Below are 19,495 nucleotides of genomic sequence, written 5' to 3'. Positions count from 1 at the left end.
TCCGGTCCGCCTTCGTCCGCCCAGGTTAGCAATGCGGGTTGACAACGCCGGTGAACAATGCGGCTGGGCTCCCGGCCGCTCGCTGACAACCGGCTCCCCTGTGGCCGCCCGGAGCACGGCGGGTGGCGCGTCGGGCCCGCGTCGCCGAAAATGACCGGGGAGCGCCCTGGCGGCGTTCCGGTACCGGCCCGCCGATCCAGGAGAGCGACGTGGAACTCTTCCCGAACCTGCCCCTGGAGTCCTGGCGGGACACCAAGGAGACGCTGCACCGGTTCGTGCAGATCGTCGGCAAGATCCGGCTGGCGGCCAGCCCCCGCCGCAACCACTGGTGGAACGTGCCCTTCCATCTGACCGGGCAGGGCATCACCACCCGGCCCATGGGGCCGATCCACGGCGGCGAGTCCTTCTGCGTCGACTTCGACTTCGTCGCGCACCGCCTGGTGGTGCGCACCCTGTCCGGCCGGCAGACCTCCTTCCCGCTGACCGGGCGCTCGGTCGCCGACTTCTACCGCGACACCCTGACCGCGCTCATCGCCCTCGACATCGGGGTGGAGCCGCACCACCCCTACCCGTACGGACTGCCCGACGAGCACCGGCCGTTCGCCGACGACCACGAGCACCGCAGCTACGACCCGGCCGCGGTCAGCCGCTACTGGCACGTCCTCAGCCAGGTCAACCTGCTGCTGGAGGAGTACGCGGCGGGCTATTCCGGCAAGACCAGCCCGGTCCACCACTTCTGGCACACCTTCGACATCGCCGTGACCCGGTTCTCCGAGCGCGAGGTGCGGGCCTCCGCCGACGCCGACCCGGTCACCCGCGAGGCGTACTCGCGCGAGGTGATCAGCGCCGGATTCTGGTTCGGCGACGACACCGTCCCCGCGCCCGCCTTCTACTCCTACACCGCCCCCGAGCCGGAGGATCTGGCCGCGCGTCCGCTGCGCCCGGACAGCGCGCGGTGGTCCGCGAGCCGGGACAGCCACATCGCGCTGCTGATGTACGACGACGCGCGGGCCGCCGCGGACCCCTGGGACACCGCCTTGGAGTTCTTCAACAGCGCCTACCGGGTGGGCGCGGATCTGGCCGGGTGGGAGCGGCGCCGCGAGTGCCCCGGCGGCGTCACCGACCAGCGGCTGCGCGACGCTGTGAGGCGCTGAGGCGCTGAGGCGCACGGTACGAGCGGGAAGGCGGACCTATGACGACCGGTCCCCTGGCGGACGCGGACCTCACCCGCGGCGCCCAGTCCGGGGACGTCGTGGCCCTGGGGCTCCTGCTGGAGCGGCACCGGGCGGGCATGCGCGCGGTGGCGCTGAGTCTGCTGGGCCGCAGCCCGGACGTGGACGACGCCGTGCAGGACGCGGCGCTGACCGCTCTGCGGCGGATCGGCGACGTCCGTGACCCGGCGGCGGTCGGCCCCTGGCTGCGGATGATCGTCCGCAACGCGTGTCGCGACCGACTGCGGTCCGTCACCCCCGCGGAGCCGGTCGACGACCTGGCGCTGCCGTCCGCCGGGCCGACCCCCGAACAGGCCCTGGACCGGCACGCGCTGCGGGACTGGGTCTGGGACGCGATCGAGGAGCTCTCCCCCGCGCTGCGCCTGCCACTGGTGCTGCGGCACTTCAGCACCGACATCACGTCGTACGAGCAGATAGCGGCGGTGTGCGCGCTGCCGGTGGGCACGGTCCGCAGCCGGCTGAGCCAGGGGCGGGCCAAGCTGGCCGAGGCGCTGACCGCGACCGCGGCCTCGGCGCACGGTGATGCCGCCCGGCTGACGGCGGCCAGCCGCCGGGAGGCGCACGAGACCCTGGCCGCCGCCGAGCGCGGCGAGTTCGCCGAAGTGCTGGCCGACCGATGGGCACCGGATGTGGCCCTGCTGAGCGGAAACCAGCCGGTGGGCGGCGGCGACCTGCTGATCAGGGGCATGGAGGGCGATCTGGCCGCCGGGGTGCGCCAGCACCTCGCCCATGTGGTCGCGAGCCGGTCCCTGGCCATCTGGGAGATGGACATGACCAGCCCGGCGGAGGATCCGGAGCACTGCCCGCCGGCGGTGACGTGGCTGATGACCTTGGAGCAGGGCCGGGTGCACCGGCTGCGGCTCTTCCATCCGCGACCCGCGGGCACGGCCCCGGCCGGAGCGGGATCCGCCGCGGCCGCGGAGCAGCAAGCCGGCGGCACGACGGCCGAACCCGGCCGGATGTGACGACGGTCACCTTTCCGGGATCGAACTTCTGCGTCCGCTCCGCGTCCTGTCGGTGTTCCCGCACCATCACGATCGGAGTTCCCATGGCCACCCCCGCCCGCCATCCGCTGTCGCAGGGCACCCACAGCGTCGAGATCCAGGGCGTCACCCAGCGTTATCACGTGCACGGCACCGGCCCGGTGGTCGTGGCCCATTCCGGCGGGCCGGGCATCTTCTGGGAGTACCTGCGGATGCCGGCGGTGGAGGAGCACCTCACCGTGGTCTACCCGGAGCCGGTCGGCACCGGCGGGTCCGGCCGCCTCCCGAACCATCCGCACGGCTACACCCGCGCCCGGTACGCCGGCTTCCTCGACGCCCTGATCGACCACCTCGCGATCCCGCGGGTGCACCTGCTCGGCCACTCGCACGGCGGCTTCGTCGCCCAGCACTACGCCCTGCACCACCCCGACCGGCTGGCCGGGATCATCCTGTACGAGAGCGCGCCGGCCACCGGACCCGAGTTCCAGGCCGAGGCCGTGCGCAACGTCGGCGAGTTCGCCCGGAAGTTCGCCGGCCGCCCCGAACTGCCGCAGGTGCTCGGCGCCCTGCAGTCGGTCCCGGACATCTCCGACGACGAGGAGTTCGCGGCGGCGGCGCAGGGCCTGCTGCCGGCCTACTTCGCCGACTACTGGGCGCACGAGGAGGAGTGGGCGTCCTTCCGCGCGGCGGTGGGCGGCTCGTACATCTCCGGGCTGGACGCGGACCGCGGCGAGGACACCATCGACGACCGGCAGGTCCTGGGCAAGCTCGATGTCCCGGCGCTGATCGTGGTCGGCCGGCACGATGTCATCTGCGGGGTCCGCTGGTCGGAGGAACTCCACGGCCTCATTCCGGGCTCCGAGCTGCTTGTCCTGGAAGACAGTGGGCACTTCGGCCATATCGAGGAACCCGGGCGCTTCGCGCGGGCGGTCACCGCGTTCGTGGCGTCCACCCCGGCCTGACGGGCCCGGCGACCGCGGCCGGCGCCCGCGGCTGGCGACCGCGGCCGGCGGAAGAATTTGCCGTCCGCGGCATGGCGGCGCGTGTCCGGCCGTGCTCCAGTGGAGTGCGCGGGGCCGGACACGCTCCGCCATGGCAGTGAGGGAGCGGCACATGGAGGTCCCGACCCGTCCGACCGGTCACCGGGTGCGCCGTGTCGAGCTGACCGAGGCGGCGGAGGCCCTGGTCCGCCAACTCGCCGAGCGCAACGGTCCGCTGATGTTCCACCAGTCCGGCGGGTGCTGCGACGGCAGTTCGCCGATGTGTTTCCCCCGGGGCGAGTTCCGGGTCGGCGCCGCCGACGTGCTGCTCGGCCGGGTCGCCGGGGACACCCCGTTCTGGATGAGCGCGAGCCAGTTCGCGTACTGGCGCCACACCCATCTGACGGTGGACGTGGTGAAGGGCCGGGGCAGCGGCTTCTCGCTGGAGGCCCCGGAGGGCGTCCGCTTCCTGCTCAGGTCCCGGCTGCTGACCGAGGAGGAGCTGACCGGGCTCGAAGCGGAGCCGGACCCGCCGACCGGCGCGGACGACGGAGGGGTCTGAGGCGCGGGCGCCGCCGGGAAACAGGTTGATCGCCGGCCCGGATCCTGGCGTACCGTGCCTGGCGTGAGCGGATCATCGATGGACGCGCCCGGGCCGGTCACGGCCGACGATGTCGGCCTCGCGGTTCGCCTGAGCGCGGCGGCGCTGCGCCTGGTGCCGGCGGACGGCTGGGACGAGGCGGCCGGACCGCTGACGTGGTCCCGCTGGGAGACCGCGGAACACCTGGCCGACGACCTGTTCGCGTACGCCGCCCAGCTCGGCTCGCCCGACCCGTCGTCGACCGCCCATGTGCCCTTCGGCCTGCGGCGGCGCACCCCCGGCGGCCCGGCGAACACCGTGTTCGTCGAGCGGTCCGAGGGACCGGAGGGCCTGCTGCGGGTGCTGGAGGCGTCCGGGGCCCTGCTGGTGGCCATGGTGCGGGTGACGGCGCCGGAGCTCCGGTCCCACCATGTGTTCGGGGCCTCCGACGCGGAGGGTTTCGGCGCGATGGGCGTGGTGGAGGCGCTGGTGCACACCCATGACATGACCGCCTGCCTGGATCCCGGCCGGCAGCCGCCGGCCGACCTGTGTGCGCGGGTCCTGCACCGGCTGTTCCCGCACGCGCCGACGGACGCCGAACCGTGGCCGGCCCTGCTCTGGTCGACCGGGCGGCTGGAGCTGCCCGGGCGCCCGCGGCTGACGGCGTGGCGGTGGTACGGGGAACCCCGGCGGTAGCTCGGGCCGGGGCCCGCCGGGATGGCCGCGTTGTCGGCCCGCCCCCGCGGGCCCGCGGCGGCGGGATCAGTCCGGCAGTGCCCGGGCGCGGCGCCGGTCCAGCAGCCCGGCGAGCGGATCGCCGTGTTCGGCGATCCGCCCCGGCACCTCGTGCAGGGTGAGGACCAGCTCGGCCGGATCGGCCGCGGCGGCCACCTCGTCCCAGCTCAGCGGCGCCGAGACGGTCGGGGTCGGCTGCGCCCGTACGGTGTAGGGGGCCGCGGTGGTCTTGCGGGCGGAGTTCTGCGACCAGTCGATGAAGACGCGGCCCGCGCGGTCGGCCTTGGCCATGCTCGCCACCACCCGGGCCGGGTCGTCGGCCTGGAGTTCGCGGGCTACGCGCTTGGCGTAGGCGGTGGTGGCGGCGGGGCTCGCGCCGCGGATCGCCGCGAGCAGGTGCAGGCCCTTGGCGCCGCTGGTCTTGGCCCATGTCGCGATGCCGTCCGCGGCGAGCCGTTCGCGCAGCCGCAGGGCGATCGCGCAGCAGTCGATCACCGTGCAGCCGTCGCCGGGGTCGAGGTCCAGCACCAGCCGGTCGGCGCGGTCCGGCTCCGCGGTCGCCCACTGGTGGACGTGGATCTCCACGCAGGCGAGGTTCGCCGCCCAGATCAAGGTGGCCAGGTCGTCGACCTGCACCTGGTCCATCGGGTCGCCGCTGTGCCGGAGCGTCTGTGTGACGGTCACCCAGTCGGGGGTACCGGCCGGCGGGCGTTTCTGGAAGAAGCGCTGGCCCTGCACGCCTTCGGGGGTGCGGACGAAGCTGGCCGCCCGGCCGCGGATGTACGGCAGCAGCGTGCCGGCGACGGTCGCGTAGTAATGCAGCAGTTCGCCCTTGGTGGTCCCGGTGCCCGGCCAGAGCACCCGGTCGAGGTTGCTGAGGGTGAGACGTCGGCCCTCGACCTCGGTGATCGGCATACGATAAAGATCCCATAGGCATACAAAAAGGACATGCCATGCGCAGCGTCTGGTCGGGGAACCTGGCTTTCGGCCTGGTCTCCATCCCGGTGAAGCTCGGCTCGGCGGTGTCGAGCCACAAGATCGGCTTCCGGCAGATCCACCGGGCCGACCAGGGCCGCGTCCGCTACCAGAAGACCTGCGAGCTGGACGAGCAGGTGCTGTCCACCGCGGACATCACCCGTGCGTACGAGACCGCGGACGAACTGGTCGAGGTGACCGACGAGGACCTCAAGGCGCTGCCGCTGCCCACCGCCAAGACCATCGAGATCAGCGGTTTCCTCGACATGGCCGCCCTGGACCCCATGCAGGTCGACACGCCGTACTTCCTGGCGCCCGCCTCCCCCTCGGCCGAGAAGCCCTATGTCCTGATGCGCGACGCCCTGACCCGGTCGGGAAAGGCCGCGGTCGGCAAGTTCGCCATGCGCAACTCCGAGCACCTGGCACTGATCCGGCCGCAGGACGACATCCTGCTGCTGCAGACGCTGCGCTGGCCGGACGAGCTGAACGACCCGGCGGAGGCCACACCCCGGGGCAACGTCAAGATCAGCGCCTCCGAGCTGCGGCTGGCCGACACCCTGATCGAGGCGCTGGGCGAGGCGGACCTCAGCGAGTACCACGACGAGTACGCGCAGGCGGTGGAGGCGCTGGTGGCGGCGAAGCTGGAGGGCGTCGAGCCGCCGGCCCCCGGCGCGCAGGACACGGGCGGCAAGGTCGTCGACCTGATGTCGGCGCTGCGGGCGTCGGTGGATCAGGCCCGCGGCGGCGAGGAGCCGGACGAGGAATCGGACGAGGAGGCGACGGTGCACCAGCTGCGGTCGCCCGGGCGGAAGAAGGCGCCGGCGAAGAAGTCCGCCGCCGGGAAGTCCGCGGCGAAGAAGCCGGGCTCCGCTTCGGGCGCCGGGTCGGAATCGGCGCCGTCGGGGGGATCGTCGGGCGGCGGGTCGAAGGCGGCGACCCCGAAGAAGACGGCGGCCAAGAAGACCGCCGCCGAGGCCGGCACCAAGAAGGCAACCGCCAAAAGCGCGGCCGCCAAGAAGGCCCCCGCGAAGAAGTCCGCTTCCCGGCGCCGCACCGGGTGACCGCCGCCGGGCGTTTCTGAACGGCATGTGAAGGCTGGACCCGCCAACGCCTGCCAAACCCGCCTATTCCGGGATGTTTTTCGGCCTGTCAGTCCGTCCGGGGGGATTTTCCGGAGCCGCTTTCGAGTTCCCTCCATGGTGATCTACGGCGGACAGCCCGCCGCCGGTGCCACGAGCTCGACCCGTACGCCCAGGAAAGGGAGAGACAGCCGACGATGTCGACCAGCCTTCAGCCCCCGCACGAGCAGGTGCCGCCGCATGAGCCCGCGGCCGACGCGGACTCCGTTCTGGACAACGTCGCCTGGGCGGCGCTGACCGGACGCCAGCGGCATCTGGCCGAGATCGTCGGCTCCGCCGCCCGCTTCCAGCCGGAGGTCTCCCCCTTCGTCGCCATCGCCGACCCCGCGGACCCGGCCGGGTGGACCGATCTGGCCACCCTGGTCGGACCGGGCAACGCCTTCGCCCTGGCGGGGGTGGCGACCCTTCCCGAGGGCTGGGCCACCGGCCAGTCCGGGCAAGGCGTTCAGCTGGTCGCCACCTCGCTGCGCGGCGAAGCCGACCCGGAGGCGGTGCGGCTCGGCCCCGCGGACGTCCCGGAGATGCTGGACCTGGTGGGCCGCACCCAGCCCGGCCCGTTCCTGCCGCGCACCGTCGAGATGGGCGCGTACTACGGCATCCGGCAGGGCGGCGAGCTGGTCGCGCTGGCCGGTGAGCGGCTGCGCCCGCCCGGCTGGACCGAGATCAGCGCCGTGTGCACCGACGAGCGCTACCGGGGCCGGGGGCTGGCCGGCCGGCTGGTCCGCCAGGTCGCGGCGGGCATCCAGGAGCGCGGCGACACCCCCTTCCTGCACGCGACCGCGGTGAACACCGGCGCCATCCGGCTCTACGAGTCGATCGGCTTCACCGTGCGCCGCAGCGTCGTCTTCCACTTCCTGCGCGTGCCCGACGACGCCCGCACCGGCCGCTGAGGCGGCCCGGGCCCTGCTCCGGCCGTCCGCCGGGGCGGGTGCCGGACCCGCGGGGAAGGCTGAGGACAGCGGGGTGCTGCGGGGATTGCGCGGGGCAGTGCGGGCGGGTTAGCGTCAATGGACCTTCGGGTCCGGACAGGGGGTGACGGCAGTGCGAGCACAGCTCCGCCGCGCCGTCCACGACGCCTGCTGCCCCCGGGCCGGCTCACCGGCCCACCCGCGGGCCGGCTCCCGCGACCGCATCCGCCTCGGCTCCTTCCACCCCGCCGCCGTGCGCGTCCTGGTGCCCGGCGGACCGCTGGTCCGGCTCTACGGACGCCAGCACATCGATCTGCTGCGCGTGGCCGGCGCGCTCTGTTGCCGCTGATCCGCCTCCTCGCGACGCGACCGCGCCCGCTCCGGCCCCGCCACTGACGTACGCCCGCCGGCGTCCGTACCGGAGTCCTGCCCGCTCGCGTCCGCCCCCGGTCGATCGAGAAAGGCTCCCCCGGTATGTCCGCATCAGCGCTGCCCCCCTTGCATCTCGCCGTGGCCCTCCAGGACGCGGGCTGGCACCCCGCCGCCTGGCGCGAGCCCGGCGCCCGGCCCCGCGAACTGTTCGACGCCCGCTACTGGACCGACTCCGTGCGGCAGGCCGAGCGCGGGCTGCTCGACTTCGTCACCTTCGAGGACTCGCTGGCCCTCCAGTCCGCCGACCCCTTCGAGCCCGACGACCGCACCGACCAGGTGCGCGGCCGGCTCGACGCGGTGCTCACCGCCGCCCGGGTCGCCCCGCTGACCCGGCACATCGGGCTGGTCCCGACACTGGTCGCCACCCACACCGAGCCGTTCCACCTGTCGAAGGCGATCGCCACCCTGGACTTCGTGAGCGGCGGCCGGGCCGGTCTGCGGGTGCAGGTCGCGGCCCAGGCCCACGTGGCGGCGCACTTCGGCCGCCGGACGCTGCCCCCGGTCGCCGCGGCCGACCTCACCGGGGCTCGGACGTCGCGGGCGCTGGACGACCTGCTGACCGAGCTGTTCGACGAGGCCGCCGACTACGTGGAAGTGGTCCGCCGGCTGTGGGACAGCTGGGAGGACGACGCGGAGATCCGCGACGAGGCCACAGGGCGGTTCGTGGACCGCGACAAGCTGCACTACATCGACTTCCAGGGGCGGCGGTTCAGCGTCAAGGGCCCCTCCATCACCCCCCGGCCGCCGCAGGGCCAGCCCCTGGTCACCGCGCTGGCGCACAGGACGGTGCCGTACCGGCTGGTGGCCCGCTCGGCCGATGTCGGCTTCGTGACGCCCCACGAGCCGGCGCAGGCCGCCCCGATCGTGGCCGAGATCCGCGCCGAGCAGCAGGCCGCGGGCCGCGCGGCCGAGACCGTGCACATCTTCGGGGACCTGGTGGTCTTCCTGGACCAGGACGCGGCGACCGCCCGCGCCCGCCGCGACCGGCTCGACGCGCTGCTGGACACGCCCTACGTCGGCGACGCGCCGATCTTCACCGGTACCGCGGCCCAACTCGCGGATCTGCTCGTGGAATTCCAGCGGGCCGGGCTGACCGGCTTCCGGCTGCGCCCGGCCGACGCCGACCACGATCTGCGGGCGATCACCGCCGGTCTGGTGCCCGAGCTCCAAGGCCGCGGCGCGTTCCGCCGTTCCTACCAGGCCACGACCCTGCGCGGCCTGCTCGGACTGCCCAGGCCCGCCAACCGCTACGCCGCCGGCACCGTCGGTGCCTGAGCCGGAGGGACCGTATCCCATCATGAGCACGCCCAAGCAGATCCATCTCGCGGCCCACTTCCCCGGCGTCAACAACACCACCGTGTGGAGCGACCCGGCGGCCGGCAGCCATATCGAGTTCAGCTCCTTCGCCCACTTCGCCCGCACCGCCGAGCGGGCCAAGTTCGACTTCCTCTTCCTGGCCGAAGGGCTGCGGCTGCGTGAACAGGGCGGCCTCATCTACGACTTGGACGTGGTCGGCCGCCCCGACACGTTCACCGTACTGGCGGCGCTGGCCGCGGTCACCGAGCGGATCGGGCTGACCGGCACCATCAACTCGACCTTCAACGAGCCCTACGAGGTGGCCCGGCAGTTCGCCAGCCTCGACCATCTGTCCGGCGGGCGCGCCGCGTGGAACGTGGTCACCTCCTGGGACGCGTTCACCGGCGAGAACTTCCGCCGCGGCGGCTTCCTGGCCCAGCACGACCGCTACTCGCGGGCCCGGCGGTTCCTGGAGGCCACCACGGAGCTGTTCGACTCCTGGCACGGGGACGAGATCGTCGCCGACAAGGAATCCGGCCGCTTCCTGGCCGATCCGGCGGCCGGCGCCTTCCGGCGCAAGGACGAGCACTTCGACATCGCGGGCCGGTTCAATGTGCCGCGCGGCCCGCAGGGCCGGCCGGTGGTCTTCCAGGCCGGCGACTCCGAGGAGGGCCGGGAGTTCGCCGCCTCCGGCGCCGACGCCATCTTCAGCCGGCACGCCGAACTGGAGGCGGGCAAGGCCTTCTACCAGGACGTCAAGGGCCGGCTGGCGAAGTACGGCCGTGCCCGCGACGAGCTGCTGATCCTGCCCGCCGCCACCTTCGTCCTCGGCGACACCGACGCCGAGGCCCGGGACAAGGCCCATGAGGTGCGGCGCAGCCAGGTCAGCGGGCAGACCGCGATCAAGCTGCTGGAACAGGTGTGGAACCGGGACCTGTCGGCGTACGACCCGCAGGGCCCGCTGCCGGACATCGATCCCGACCCGGGCGAGCACACCGTCGCCCGCGGCCGGGCCAGCGTGCGGATGCACCGCGACCCGCTGGCGGTGGCCCGCGAGTGGCGGCAGCTGGCCGAGGCGGAGGGACTGTCGATCCGGGACCTGATGATCAGGACCAGCGCCCGGCAGACCTTCGTCGGCTCCGCGCGGACCATCGCCGACACCATCGACTCCTTCGTGCAGGCCGAGGCCGCCGACGGCTTCATCCTGGTGCCGCATGTCACTCCCGGCGGCCTGGACGAGTTCGCCGACTCGGTGGTGCCGCTGCTCCAGGAGCGCGGGGTCTTCCGCGCCGACTACACGGGCTCCACGCTGCGCGACCACCTGGGCCTGCGCATCCCGCCGCCGGCCGGCGCGGCACCGCGGGAGGCGGCCTCATGAGATTCCTCGCCATCACCCTGATCGTGCACACGCCCGATCACCGGACCGGCGTCAAGAAGCCGACACTCGACCGCTTCCGGGAGGTGGTCGGCAACGCCGTGCTGGCCGAGGAGCTGGGCTTCGACGGCTTCGGGGTCGGCGAGCGCCACGAACGGCCGTTCATCTCGTCCTCCCCGCCGGTGGTGCTCAGCCACATCGCGGCGCTCACCTCCCGGATCCGGCTGTTCACCGCGGTGACCACGCTGAGCCTGCTCGATCCGGTGCGGGCCTACGAGGACTACGCGACCTTGGACCATCTGTCCGGCGGGCGGCTGGAGTTGATCGTCGGCAAGGGCAACGGGGCCGCCCAGCGCGAGCTGTTCCATGTCACCACCGAGGACCAGTGGGACCGCAACGCGGAGAGCTACGAGCTGTTCCGGCGGATCTGGCGGCAGGACAAGGTCACCGCCGACCCCCGCTTCCGGCCGCAGCTCAAGGACGCCGAGGTGTGGCCGCGCCCGCTCCAGCAGCCGATCCGGGTCTGGCACGGCAGCGCCACCAGCCGCGCCTCGGTCGACCTGGCGGCGCGCTACGGCGACCCGCTGTTCTCCGCCAACGTCACCCATCCCATCGAGCCCTACGCCGAACTCGTCCGCCACTACCGGCAGCGGTGGCAGCACTACGGCCACGACCCGGCGCTGGCCACCGTCGGGGCCGGAACGGCCGGCTACTACGCCGCCCGTACCTCGCAGGAGGCCCTCGCCACCTACCGGCCGGTCTTCGAAGGCCAGCTGGCGCTGCAGAAGTCGCTGGGCGCCGCCCCGGTCTTCGCCACCTTGGAGGACTTCGTCGAGCGCAGTTCCGCGCTGATCGGCAGCCCGCAGCAGATCATCGACAAGGTGCACCGCTACCACGAGGAGTTCGGGCACACCGTGCTCCATCTGCACGCCGACGCCGGCGGTCTGACCGAGGCCCAGCACCGCGGCGCGCTGGAACTCTTCCAGTCCGACATCGCCCCCGCCCTGCGCAGGGGCATCCCCGATCCGCCCTGGCCGTGGGCCCCCGCCGGCCCCGCGCCCACCACGACCCAGGAAGGCGGCGCCCTATGAGCGCGCCCACGGCGGCCGGCCGGCCGGCTGTCCCCCTGTCGATCCTCGACCTGTCGCCGATACCGTCCGGCTCGACCCCGGCGCAGGCGCTGCGCAACACCGTGGACCTGGCCCAGCGGGCCGAGGCCGCCGGCTACGCCCGCTACTGGCTGGCCGAGCACCATCTGGCGACCGGTGTGGCCGGGGTCTCGCCGGCGCTGGTGATCCAGCTGGTCGCGGCGGCCACCGAGCGGATACGGGTGGGCGCGGGCGCGGTGCAGCTCGGCCACCGCACGGCGCTGTCGGTGGTGGAGGAGTTCGGCCTGCTGGACGCGCTGTTCCCCGGCCGGATCGATCTCGGCCTGGGCCGGTCCGGCTTCCCGCAGCGAAAGCCCGCGGCCGGCGGGGGCGGCGGCGCCCCAGCGGCCAAGGCCCCGGCGCCTACGCCGACGCCGACGCCGACGAAGGAGGAGTACACCACGCCGGAGGGTCTGCTGATTCCCGCGCCGTTCGACATCAGCTCGCTGATCGGCTCGCCGCTGCTGGCCCGCTACATCCAGCTCGTGCAGCAGCAGGGCGCCGAACCGGCCGACTACCGCGAGCAGGTGGAGCAGATCCAGGGTCTGATCCGCGGCGACTTCCGCACCCGGGACGGCCTGGAGGCACACGCGCTGCCCGGTGAGGGCGCGGACCTCCAGCTGTGGGTCCTGGGCAGCAGCGGCGGCATCAGTGCCCGGACCGCGGGCGCGCTCGGGCTGCCCTTCGGGGCGAACTACCACGTCAGCCCGGCGGCGATCCTGGAGGCGGTGGAGGCCTACCGCAAGGCGTTCGTGCCGTCGGCGGCGCTGGCCGCGCCGCATGTGCTGGTCTCCGCCGACGTGGTGGTCGCCGAGGACGACGCGACCGCCCGGCACCTGGCCTCCCCGTACGGCCTGTGGGTGCACAGCATCCGCTCCGGGCGGGGCGCCATCCCCTTCCCGGCTCCGCGGGAGGCCGCCGCCCACGAGTGGACCGCGCAGGAGCGGGGGCTGGTCGAGGACCGGGTGCGGACCCAGTTCGCCGGTTCGCCGCAGACCGTGGTGGACCGGCTCCGGGTGCTGCAGCGGGCCACCGGCGCCGACGAGTTGCTGGTCACCACGATCACGCACGACCACCAGGACCGGGTGCGTTCGCTCGAACTGCTGGCCCGGGCCTGGCGGTAGCGGTGCGGGCGGCTGCCGTCAGCGGGAGCGTGCCGTCACCGGGCGCCTGCCGTCAGCGGGCGCCGCGGCGGCGCAGGGCCGGGTCGGCGATGGCCGGCGGGGTGTAACCGGCGTCCCGGTCCACCAGGTTGGTGCCCGGCGGCACGATCTCGTCGATCCGGTCGAGCACGTCCGGGCTCAGGGTGATCTTGTCCGCGCCGAGCTGGCTGTCCAGCTGCTCGAAGGTGCGCGGGCCGATGATCGCCGAGGTGATGCCGGGGTGTTCCAGCACGAAGGCCAGGGCGAGCTGGACCAGGGTCAGCCCGCTGTCCTCGGCGAGCACGGCGAGCGCGTCGGCCGCCGCCAGTTTGGCCGCGTTCTCCGGTGAGCCGATGTCGAAGCGGGCCGCCTGCCGGTCGGCGCGGCTGGAGCGGGGCTGCTCGGCGCCCTTGCGGTAGCGGCCGGACAGCCAGCCGCCCGCCAGCGGCGACCAGGACAGCACGCCCAGGCCGTAGCGCTGGGCGACCGGCAGCATCTCGCGCTCGATGCCGCGGGCCAGCGCCGAGTACGGCGGCTGCTCGGAGACCACCCGCTCCCGGCCGCGCCGCTCGGCGATCCACTGGCCCTCCACGATCGACGAGGGCGGGAAGGTGGAGGTGCCGATGTAGCGGATCTTGCCCTGGCGGACCAGGTCGGTCAGGGCGCCGAGCGTCTCGTCGAAGTCGGTCTCGGGGTCGGGGCGGTGCACCTGGTAGAGGTCGATCCAGTCGGTGCCGAGCCGGCGCAGGCTGTTCTCCACCTCGCGGACGATCCAGCGGCGGGAGTTGCCCTGCTCGTTGGGGTCGGTGCCGAGGCTGCCGTGGAATTTGGTGGCCAGCACCACGTTTTCGCGGCGGCCGCCGGCCAGCGCCTTGCCGACCACGGTCTCGGACTCGCCGGCCGAGTACACGTCGGCGGTGTCCACGAAGTTGATGCCGCTGTCCAGGGCGTGGTGGATGATCCGTACGGCGTCGGCGTGGTCGGGATTGCCCCGGGGTCCGAACATCATGGCGCCCAGGCACAGCGGGCTGACCCGCAGGCCGGTGCGTCCGAAGAGGCGGTAGTCGGTCATCGTGCGCTCCCATTGACGAGGTGGTCGCCGGTGTCGCCGGCGAGCCGGACGGGCGGACCGGACGGCGGGTCCGGGGTGAGCTGGTCGACGGTGGCCCCGCCGCCGGTCTGCCGGAAGGCGTCCCACAGCCTGCGGTACGGCCCCTGGGCGGCGAGCAGGGCGGCGTGGGTGCCGCTTTCCACCACCGCGCCGCGATCGATGACGACCACCCGGTCGGCGCGGGCGGCGGTGGTCAGCCGGTGGGCGACGACCAGGGTGGTCCGGCGCCGGGTGAGGGCTTCGGTGGCCGCGGTGACCCGGCTCTCGGTGGCCAGGTCCAGCGAGGCGGTGGCCTCGTCCAGCAGCAGGATGTCGGGGTCCACCAGCTCGGCCCGGGCCAGGGCCAGCAGCTGCCGCTGTCCCGCGGACAGATTGCGGCCCCGTTCGCCCACCGGCTGGAGGTAGCCGAGCGGCAGCCCGGCCACCATGTCGTGCGCTCCCACCGCGCGGGCCGCGGCCTCGACCTCGGCGTCAGCGGCCTCCGGCCGGCCGTAGGCGATGGCGTCCCGGACGGTGCCGCTGAACAGGTGCGCCTCCTGCGGGACCACGCCGAGCCGCCGGCGGTATCCGGCCAGGTCCAGCTCGCGCAGATCATGGCCGTCCACCCGGACCGAGCCGGACGTCGGGTCGTAGAACCGGGCGATCAGCTTCATCACGGTGGACTTGCCGGCGCCGGTCGCACCCACCAGGGCGACGGTCTCGCCGGGAGCGATCCGCAGATCCAGCGCGTGCAGGACCTCCTGGCCGCCGCCGCCCGCGTAGCCGAAGGACACCTGGTCGAACTCGATCCCGCCGCGCAGCGCCTCGACGGGCAGTGGCGCCGCGGCGGCCGGGGTGCCGGTCCGGGTGCGCATCAAGGTGCGCAGCCGGCCGAGGCCGACGACGGCCTGCTGGTAGCCGTCGAAGACCTGGGAGAGCTGCTGGATCGGCGAGAAGAACAGGTCCACGTAGAGCAGGAACGCGATCAGGGTGCCGGCGGTGAGCGTCCCGCCGCGGACCTGGCCGGCGCCGACGGTCAGCACGGCGGCGGTGGACAGGGTGCCGAGGAACTCCACGAACGGGAAGAAGGTGCCCATGTAGCGCTGGGCGCGCAGCCGCGAGTCCCGGAAGGACCAGGCGAGCGCCGCGAAATCGCGGGCGTTGCGCTCCTCGCGGCGGAATGCCTGCGTGACGCGGATGGCGGTCACGTTCTCCTGCAGGTCGGCGTTGACGGCGCTGACCCGTTCGCGGGCCTCGTGGTAGGCGGGCACCGAGTAGTGGCGGAACAGCGCGGTCGCCCCGACCAGCAGCGGCAGGGCGCACAGCAGCACGACGGCCAGCCCGGCGTCGATGACCAGCAGGGTGACGAGTACGCCGAGCACGGTGAGCAGGCTGACCACCGCGGTGATCAGCCCGGTCTGCAGGAAGTTGGACAAGGCGTCCACGTCGGTGGTCATCCGGGTCATGATCCGGCCGCCGAGTTCGCGTTCGTAGTAGTCGAGGCCGAGTCGCTGGAGCTGCGCGTACGTCTTCACCCGCAAGGTGTAGAGCAGCCGTTCCCCGGTGCGTCCGGTGGTGCGCAGCTGGGCGACGGAGATTGTCCAGTCCGCGGCGACCACGGCCGCGGCGGCGCCGGCCGCGATCAGCAGCACCGTTCCCGAATGCCGGGTGACGCCCCGGTCCACGCCCTGACGGACCAGGATGGGGACGACGATCTGGGCGACGGCGTCCAGCGCGACCAGCAGCAGGCCGAGCGTCAGGGCCACCCGGAAGGGGCGGATCAGCGCGCGCAGGCCGAAGTGCGGGTCGGCGGCGCGGGTTTCCTCGGTGGGCACCTCCGGGTCGGCGTCGGGCAGCGGCATTCTGGCCAGCCCGGCGAGCAGTTCGGGGGTCGGCGGGGCCGAGCCCAGGACTCCCCCGCCGGGACCGGCCCGGCCGCGGCCCGCGGCGGCGGCCGCCATCGCCATCATCTGGGCGGCCCGCAGCGCGGTGCCCTCCTGGCGCGACGGGCTGTCGGCGTCGGGCCGGCGCCACAGGGCGGCGGTGACGGCGGGCGCCGCGGGGGCCGCGGTCACCAGCTCCTGCTCGTCGGGGGGCAGTTGGGCGCCGGGTGCGGGCTCGGGCGGTGCCTGTCCGGCGGGTCCGTCGGCGGCCGGGTCGGTGTCGCCTTCCGGCTCGGCCACCTCGGCGGCCATCAGCAGCGAACGGAACAGCGCCGAGCGGGCGCGCAGTTCGTCCATGGTGCCGGTGTCCACCACCCGGCCGCCGTCCAGGACCGCGATCCGGTCGGCGAGTTCCAGCGTGGACCGCCGGTGCGCCACGATCAAGGTGGTGGGGCGGCGGGTCGCCTTGCGCAGCGCGGTGTGGATCTCGGACTCCACCCGGGCGTCGATCGCCGAGGTGGCGTCGTCGAGCACCAGCACGGCGGGGTCGCCGAGCAGGGCGCGGGCCAGCGCGACCCGCTGGCGCTGCCCGCCGGACAAGGTGAGGCCCTGTTCGCCGACCACCGTGTCGTAGCCCTGCGGCAGCCGCTCCACGAACTCGTCGGCGCGGGCGATCCTGGCGGCCTCCTCGACCCGCCGCCGGTCGGCGTCCGGGTCCCCGTAGGCGATGTTGTTCCGCACGGTGTCGGACAGCAGCAGGCTCTCCTCGAACACGAAGCCGATCGACGACCGCAGTGAGGACAGCCGCAGCGCGCGGACATCGATGCCGCCGACGCGTACCGAGCCGGAGGGGACGTCGTAGAAGCGGGGCAGCAGCGCGGCCGCGGTGGATTTGCCGGAGCCGGCCGGTCCGATGAGGGCGACGGTCTCGCCGGGCGCGATGTCGAGGGTGAAGCCGCGCAGCAGCGGTTCGTGGCCGTCGTAGCCGAAGGTGACGTCCTGCCAGCTCACCGCGGGAGGTCCGGCGGGCAGCTCGCGGGCATCGGGCGCGTCGGTGATGGCGGGCGCCTCGTCGATGACCTCCAGGACGCGTTCGGTGCCGGCCCTGGCCTGCTGCCAGACGGTGAGCAGGGTGGCGACCTGGCGGACCGGGGTGACGAAGGAGCCCAGGTAGGTGGTGAAGGCGAGGAAGGTGCCCAGTGAGATCCGGCCGTGCAGGGCCAGCCAGCCGCCGAGCGCGAGCACCGCGACCTGCCCGAGCGCGGGCACCGCCTGCAGGGCGGGGTTGTAGCGGCTGGTGCAGCGCACCACCCGCAGCCGGGAGGAGAACAAGGTGCGGGCCCGCTGCTCCAGCGCGGCCAGCTCACGCTGCTCCTGCCCGAAGCCCTTGACGACGCGGACGCCGGTGACGGTCGCCTCCACCGCCGAGGCGACCTCCGCGGCCTCCTGCTGGGCGTGCCAGTTCGCCGGGAACAGGTCGCGGCGGCTGCGCAGCGCGATCAGCCACAGCAGCGGGCCGACCACCAGTGCCACCACGGTCAGCAGCGGGGACAGCAGCGCCATGAAGACCAGCGAGACGACGAACATCAAGGCGTTGCCGGTCATGTTGGGCAGGAACTGCAGCAGGGTCTGGATCAAGGTGATGTCGGAGATCGAGCGGCTGACGATCTGCCCGGTGCGCAGGCCGTCCTGCTGGGCGCCGCCCAGCCGCAGCAGCGCGGCGAACGCGTCGTTGCGCAGGTCGTACTGGACACCGAGGGAGAGCCGTCCGGCCCGGTAGCGGCGCAGGAAGCTGGCGCCGAAGCGCAGCGCGCCCAGGCCGGCCAGCAGCGACGTCCACGGTGTCAGCGAGCTCGTGGTGCCGGCCGCCACGCCGTCCACCACGTGCCGCAGCACGAGCGGCAAGGTGGCGGTGGCGACGGCGGCCAGCACGGCGCCGAGGAAGGCGGCGCCGAGGTCGGCGCGGTGCCGCAGGCAGTAGCCGCCCAGCCGGCGGACCCAGCCGGCGGCGGGTTCCTGGCGCGCGGCCGGGCCGGCCGCCGAAGCGGCCGGCCCGGGTGTCGCGGGTTGACAGTCCGTCACCGGACCTCCGTAAGGGCGATGCCGAGATGCCCGGCGCTGGTGTCGACGGTTTCGAAGATCCGGTTGGCGGGACGCGGCAGCCCGTAGTGCTCGCGCAGCGTGCTGCCGGTGTACTCGGTGCGGAACAGGCCGCGCTGCTGCAGGATCGGGACCACCCGGTCCACGAACAGTTCGAGCCCCGAGGGCAGCACGGCCGGCATGATGTTGAAGCCGTCGGCGGCGCCCTGCTCGTACCAGTGCTCGATGGTGTCGGCGACCTGCTCCGCGGTGCCGGCGAAGGTGCGGTGGCCGCGTCCGCCGCCGAGCCGGCCGATCAGCTGGCGCACGGTGAGGTGTTCGCGCCTGGCCAGCTCCACCACCAGCGTGTAGCGGCTCTTGGCGCCCTCGATCTCGTCCTCGGTGGGGATGTCCAGCGGCAGTTCCCGGTCGAGGTCCAGCTCGTCGGGGTGCAGGCGCAGCCGGTCGGCGAGCTGCCGCTTGGCGTACTCGGGGCGGATCAGGCGGTCCAGTTCGGCGTCGAGTTCCCTGGCCTCGGCCTCGGTGTCGCCGATGACCGGCACGATGCCGGGCAGGATCTTGATGCCCTCGGGGTCGCGGCCGAAGCCGAGGGCGCGCTGCTTGACGTCCTTGTAGAAGGCGATGCCCTCGTCGAGGGTCTGCTGCGCGGTGAAGACGGCCTCGGCGTAGCGTGCGGCGAAGTCCTTGCCGTCATGGCTGGATCCCGCCTGGACGAGCAGCGGGTAGCCCTGCGGGGAGCGCTCGACGTTCAGCGGGCCGTCCACACGGAAATACGTACCCCGGTGCTCGATCCTCCGCACCCGGTCGGGGCCCGCGTGCACGCCGAGTTCCTTGTCGGCGATCACCGCGTCGTCGGCCCAGCTGTCCCAGAGCTTGGTGGCCACGTCCACGAACTCGGCGGCCCGCAGGTAGCGGTCCCGGTGCAGCGGGGTGTCGTCGAGGCCGAAGTTGCGGGCGGCGTCGGCGCCGGCGGTGGTGACGATGTTCCAGCCGGCCCGGCCGCCGGAGACGTGGTCCACGGAGGCGAACCGGCGGGCCAGGTTGTAGGGCTCGTTGTAGCTGGTGGAGGCGGTGGCGATCAGCCCGATCCGGCTGGTGACCGCGGCGAGGGCGGTGAGCAGCACGGTGGGCTCCAGCTTGCCGGCCGGGCGCCGGCCGGGGTCGCCCATCAGGACCGGGCTGTCGGCGAGGAAGAGCGAGTCGAGCAGGCCGCGCTCGGCGATCCGGGCCAGGTTCTTGTAGTGCTCGACGCCGGTGCCGCCGGCAGCGGGGCTCTGCGGCAGCCGCCAGGCGGCCTCGTGGTGCCCGACCGACATGAGGAAGGCGTTGAGGTGCAGCGGCTTGCGGTCAGTCCTTCGGGTCATGGAGGTTCTTCTCCTCATCGGATCGCACGGCGGCGGAGTCTACGGCGGAGGGCTGTGAGCCGGTCGGATACCCGGTGGCGGCGGGTGGGCCGGTGCGGCGGGCGTGGGCGCGGGGGGTGCGGGCGCGGAGGGT

The 19,495-nt window shown here is 73.6% G+C and carries 16 protein-coding genes; 12 read left to right on the top strand and 4 right to left on the bottom strand.

What is annotated here, in order from left to right:
- Positions 1-209 precede the first annotated feature (209 nt).
- The 5 genes from GA0115240_RS23120 to GA0115240_RS23100 all read left to right on the top strand — a co-directional run bounded on the left by GA0115240_RS23120 (position 210) and on the right by GA0115240_RS23100 (position 4,471).
- Complete coding sequence (locus GA0115240_RS23120) at positions 210-1,154, top strand: DUF5996 family protein (RefSeq protein ID WP_093739232.1); 945 nt, start codon at positions 210-212, stop codon at positions 1,152-1,154.
- 38 nt (positions 1,155-1,192) lie between these two features.
- The gene (locus GA0115240_RS23115) at positions 1,193-2,197 is read left to right on the top strand and encodes an RNA polymerase sigma factor (RefSeq protein WP_093739230.1); all 1,005 of its coding nucleotides are present in this window, start codon (positions 1,193-1,195) and stop codon (positions 2,195-2,197) included.
- 83 nt (positions 2,198-2,280) lie between these two features.
- Positions 2,281-3,177, top strand: coding sequence for an alpha/beta fold hydrolase (locus GA0115240_RS23110; RefSeq protein ID WP_093739228.1), 897 nt, complete (start codon positions 2,281-2,283; stop codon positions 3,175-3,177).
- A 151-nt stretch (positions 3,178-3,328) separates the two neighbouring features.
- Positions 3,329-3,757: a DUF779 domain-containing protein gene (locus GA0115240_RS23105; RefSeq protein WP_093739226.1), complete on the top strand. Its 429-nt coding sequence runs from the start codon at positions 3,329-3,331 to the stop codon at positions 3,755-3,757.
- A gap of 78 nt (positions 3,758-3,835) precedes the next feature.
- A complete protein-coding gene (locus tag GA0115240_RS23100) occupies positions 3,836-4,471 on the top strand; it encodes a hypothetical protein (protein ID WP_093739224.1) in 636 nt (211 codons plus the stop codon).
- 66 nt (positions 4,472-4,537) lie between these two features.
- On the opposite strand, the gene ligD is transcribed toward GA0115240_RS23100, so the two are convergent.
- A complete protein-coding gene (gene ligD, locus GA0115240_RS23095; protein WP_093739222.1) occupies positions 4,538-5,425 on the bottom strand; it encodes a non-homologous end-joining DNA ligase in 888 nt (295 codons plus the stop codon).
- Positions 5,426-5,463: 38 nt separating this feature from the next.
- Here ligD and GA0115240_RS23090 point away from each other — a divergent pair, with 38 nt between their 5' ends.
- The 7 genes from GA0115240_RS23090 (at position 5,464) to GA0115240_RS23060 (ending at position 12,907) form a co-directional block, all read left to right on the top strand.
- Entirely contained in the window at positions 5,464-6,546 is a 1,083-nt protein-coding gene (locus GA0115240_RS23090) for a non-homologous end joining protein Ku (RefSeq protein WP_093739220.1), read from the top strand.
- A 215-nt stretch (positions 6,547-6,761) separates the two neighbouring features.
- Entirely contained in the window at positions 6,762-7,514 is a 753-nt protein-coding gene (locus tag GA0115240_RS23085) for a GNAT family N-acetyltransferase (RefSeq protein ID WP_093739218.1), read from the top strand.
- A 151-nt stretch (positions 7,515-7,665) separates the two neighbouring features.
- Complete coding sequence (locus GA0115240_RS23080) at positions 7,666-7,881, top strand: putative leader peptide (protein WP_093739216.1); 216 nt, start codon at positions 7,666-7,668, stop codon at positions 7,879-7,881.
- A gap of 125 nt (positions 7,882-8,006) precedes the next feature.
- Positions 8,007-9,239, top strand: coding sequence for an LLM class flavin-dependent oxidoreductase (locus GA0115240_RS23075; protein WP_093739214.1), 1,233 nt, complete (start codon positions 8,007-8,009; stop codon positions 9,237-9,239).
- Between the two features lie 22 nt (positions 9,240-9,261).
- On the top strand, positions 9,262-10,638 hold the full coding sequence (locus GA0115240_RS23070) for an NtaA/DmoA family FMN-dependent monooxygenase (protein WP_093739212.1): 1,377 nt from the start codon (positions 9,262-9,264) through the stop codon (positions 10,636-10,638).
- A complete protein-coding gene (locus tag GA0115240_RS23065) occupies positions 10,635-11,726 on the top strand; it encodes an LLM class flavin-dependent oxidoreductase (protein WP_093739210.1) in 1,092 nt (363 codons plus the stop codon). Before GA0115240_RS23070 ends, GA0115240_RS23065 begins: the two co-directional genes overlap by 4 nt.
- Positions 11,723-12,907 carry an LLM class flavin-dependent oxidoreductase gene (locus GA0115240_RS23060; RefSeq protein WP_093739208.1) on the top strand — a complete coding sequence of 395 codons (1,185 nt, stop codon included), beginning with the start codon at positions 11,723-11,725 and terminating at the stop codon, positions 12,905-12,907. Before GA0115240_RS23065 ends, GA0115240_RS23060 begins: the two co-directional genes overlap by 4 nt.
- Before the next feature lie 52 nt (positions 12,908-12,959).
- Here the strand turns inward: GA0115240_RS23060 and GA0115240_RS23055 are convergent, their stop codons facing one another.
- From GA0115240_RS23055 to GA0115240_RS23045, 3 genes are read right to left on the bottom strand one after another with little or no spacing between them, the layout of a single operon-like run.
- Positions 12,960-13,997 (bottom strand): aldo/keto reductase, encoded by a 1,038-nt coding sequence (locus GA0115240_RS23055; protein ID WP_093739206.1) that lies wholly within the window; start codon positions 13,995-13,997, stop codon positions 12,960-12,962.
- Positions 13,994-17,980, bottom strand: coding sequence for an ABC transporter ATP-binding protein (locus GA0115240_RS23050; RefSeq protein ID WP_093739204.1), 3,987 nt, complete (start codon positions 17,978-17,980; stop codon positions 13,994-13,996). Before GA0115240_RS23050 ends, GA0115240_RS23055 begins: the two co-directional genes overlap by 4 nt.
- Positions 17,977-19,362, bottom strand: coding sequence for an LLM class flavin-dependent oxidoreductase (locus tag GA0115240_RS23045; protein ID WP_093739202.1), 1,386 nt, complete (start codon positions 19,360-19,362; stop codon positions 17,977-17,979). The genes GA0115240_RS23050 and GA0115240_RS23045 overlap by 4 nt, the downstream gene beginning before the upstream one ends.
- Positions 19,363-19,495 lie beyond the last annotated feature (133 nt).

It is taken from the genome of Streptomyces sp. DvalAA-14 (assembly GCF_900091855.1).
In the GTDB taxonomy this organism is placed as follows: Bacteria; Actinomycetota; Actinomycetes; order Streptomycetales; family Streptomycetaceae; genus Actinacidiphila.
Note: the sequence above shows the minus strand (reverse complement) of the source record. Positions and strands in the feature narration are given on the sequence as shown.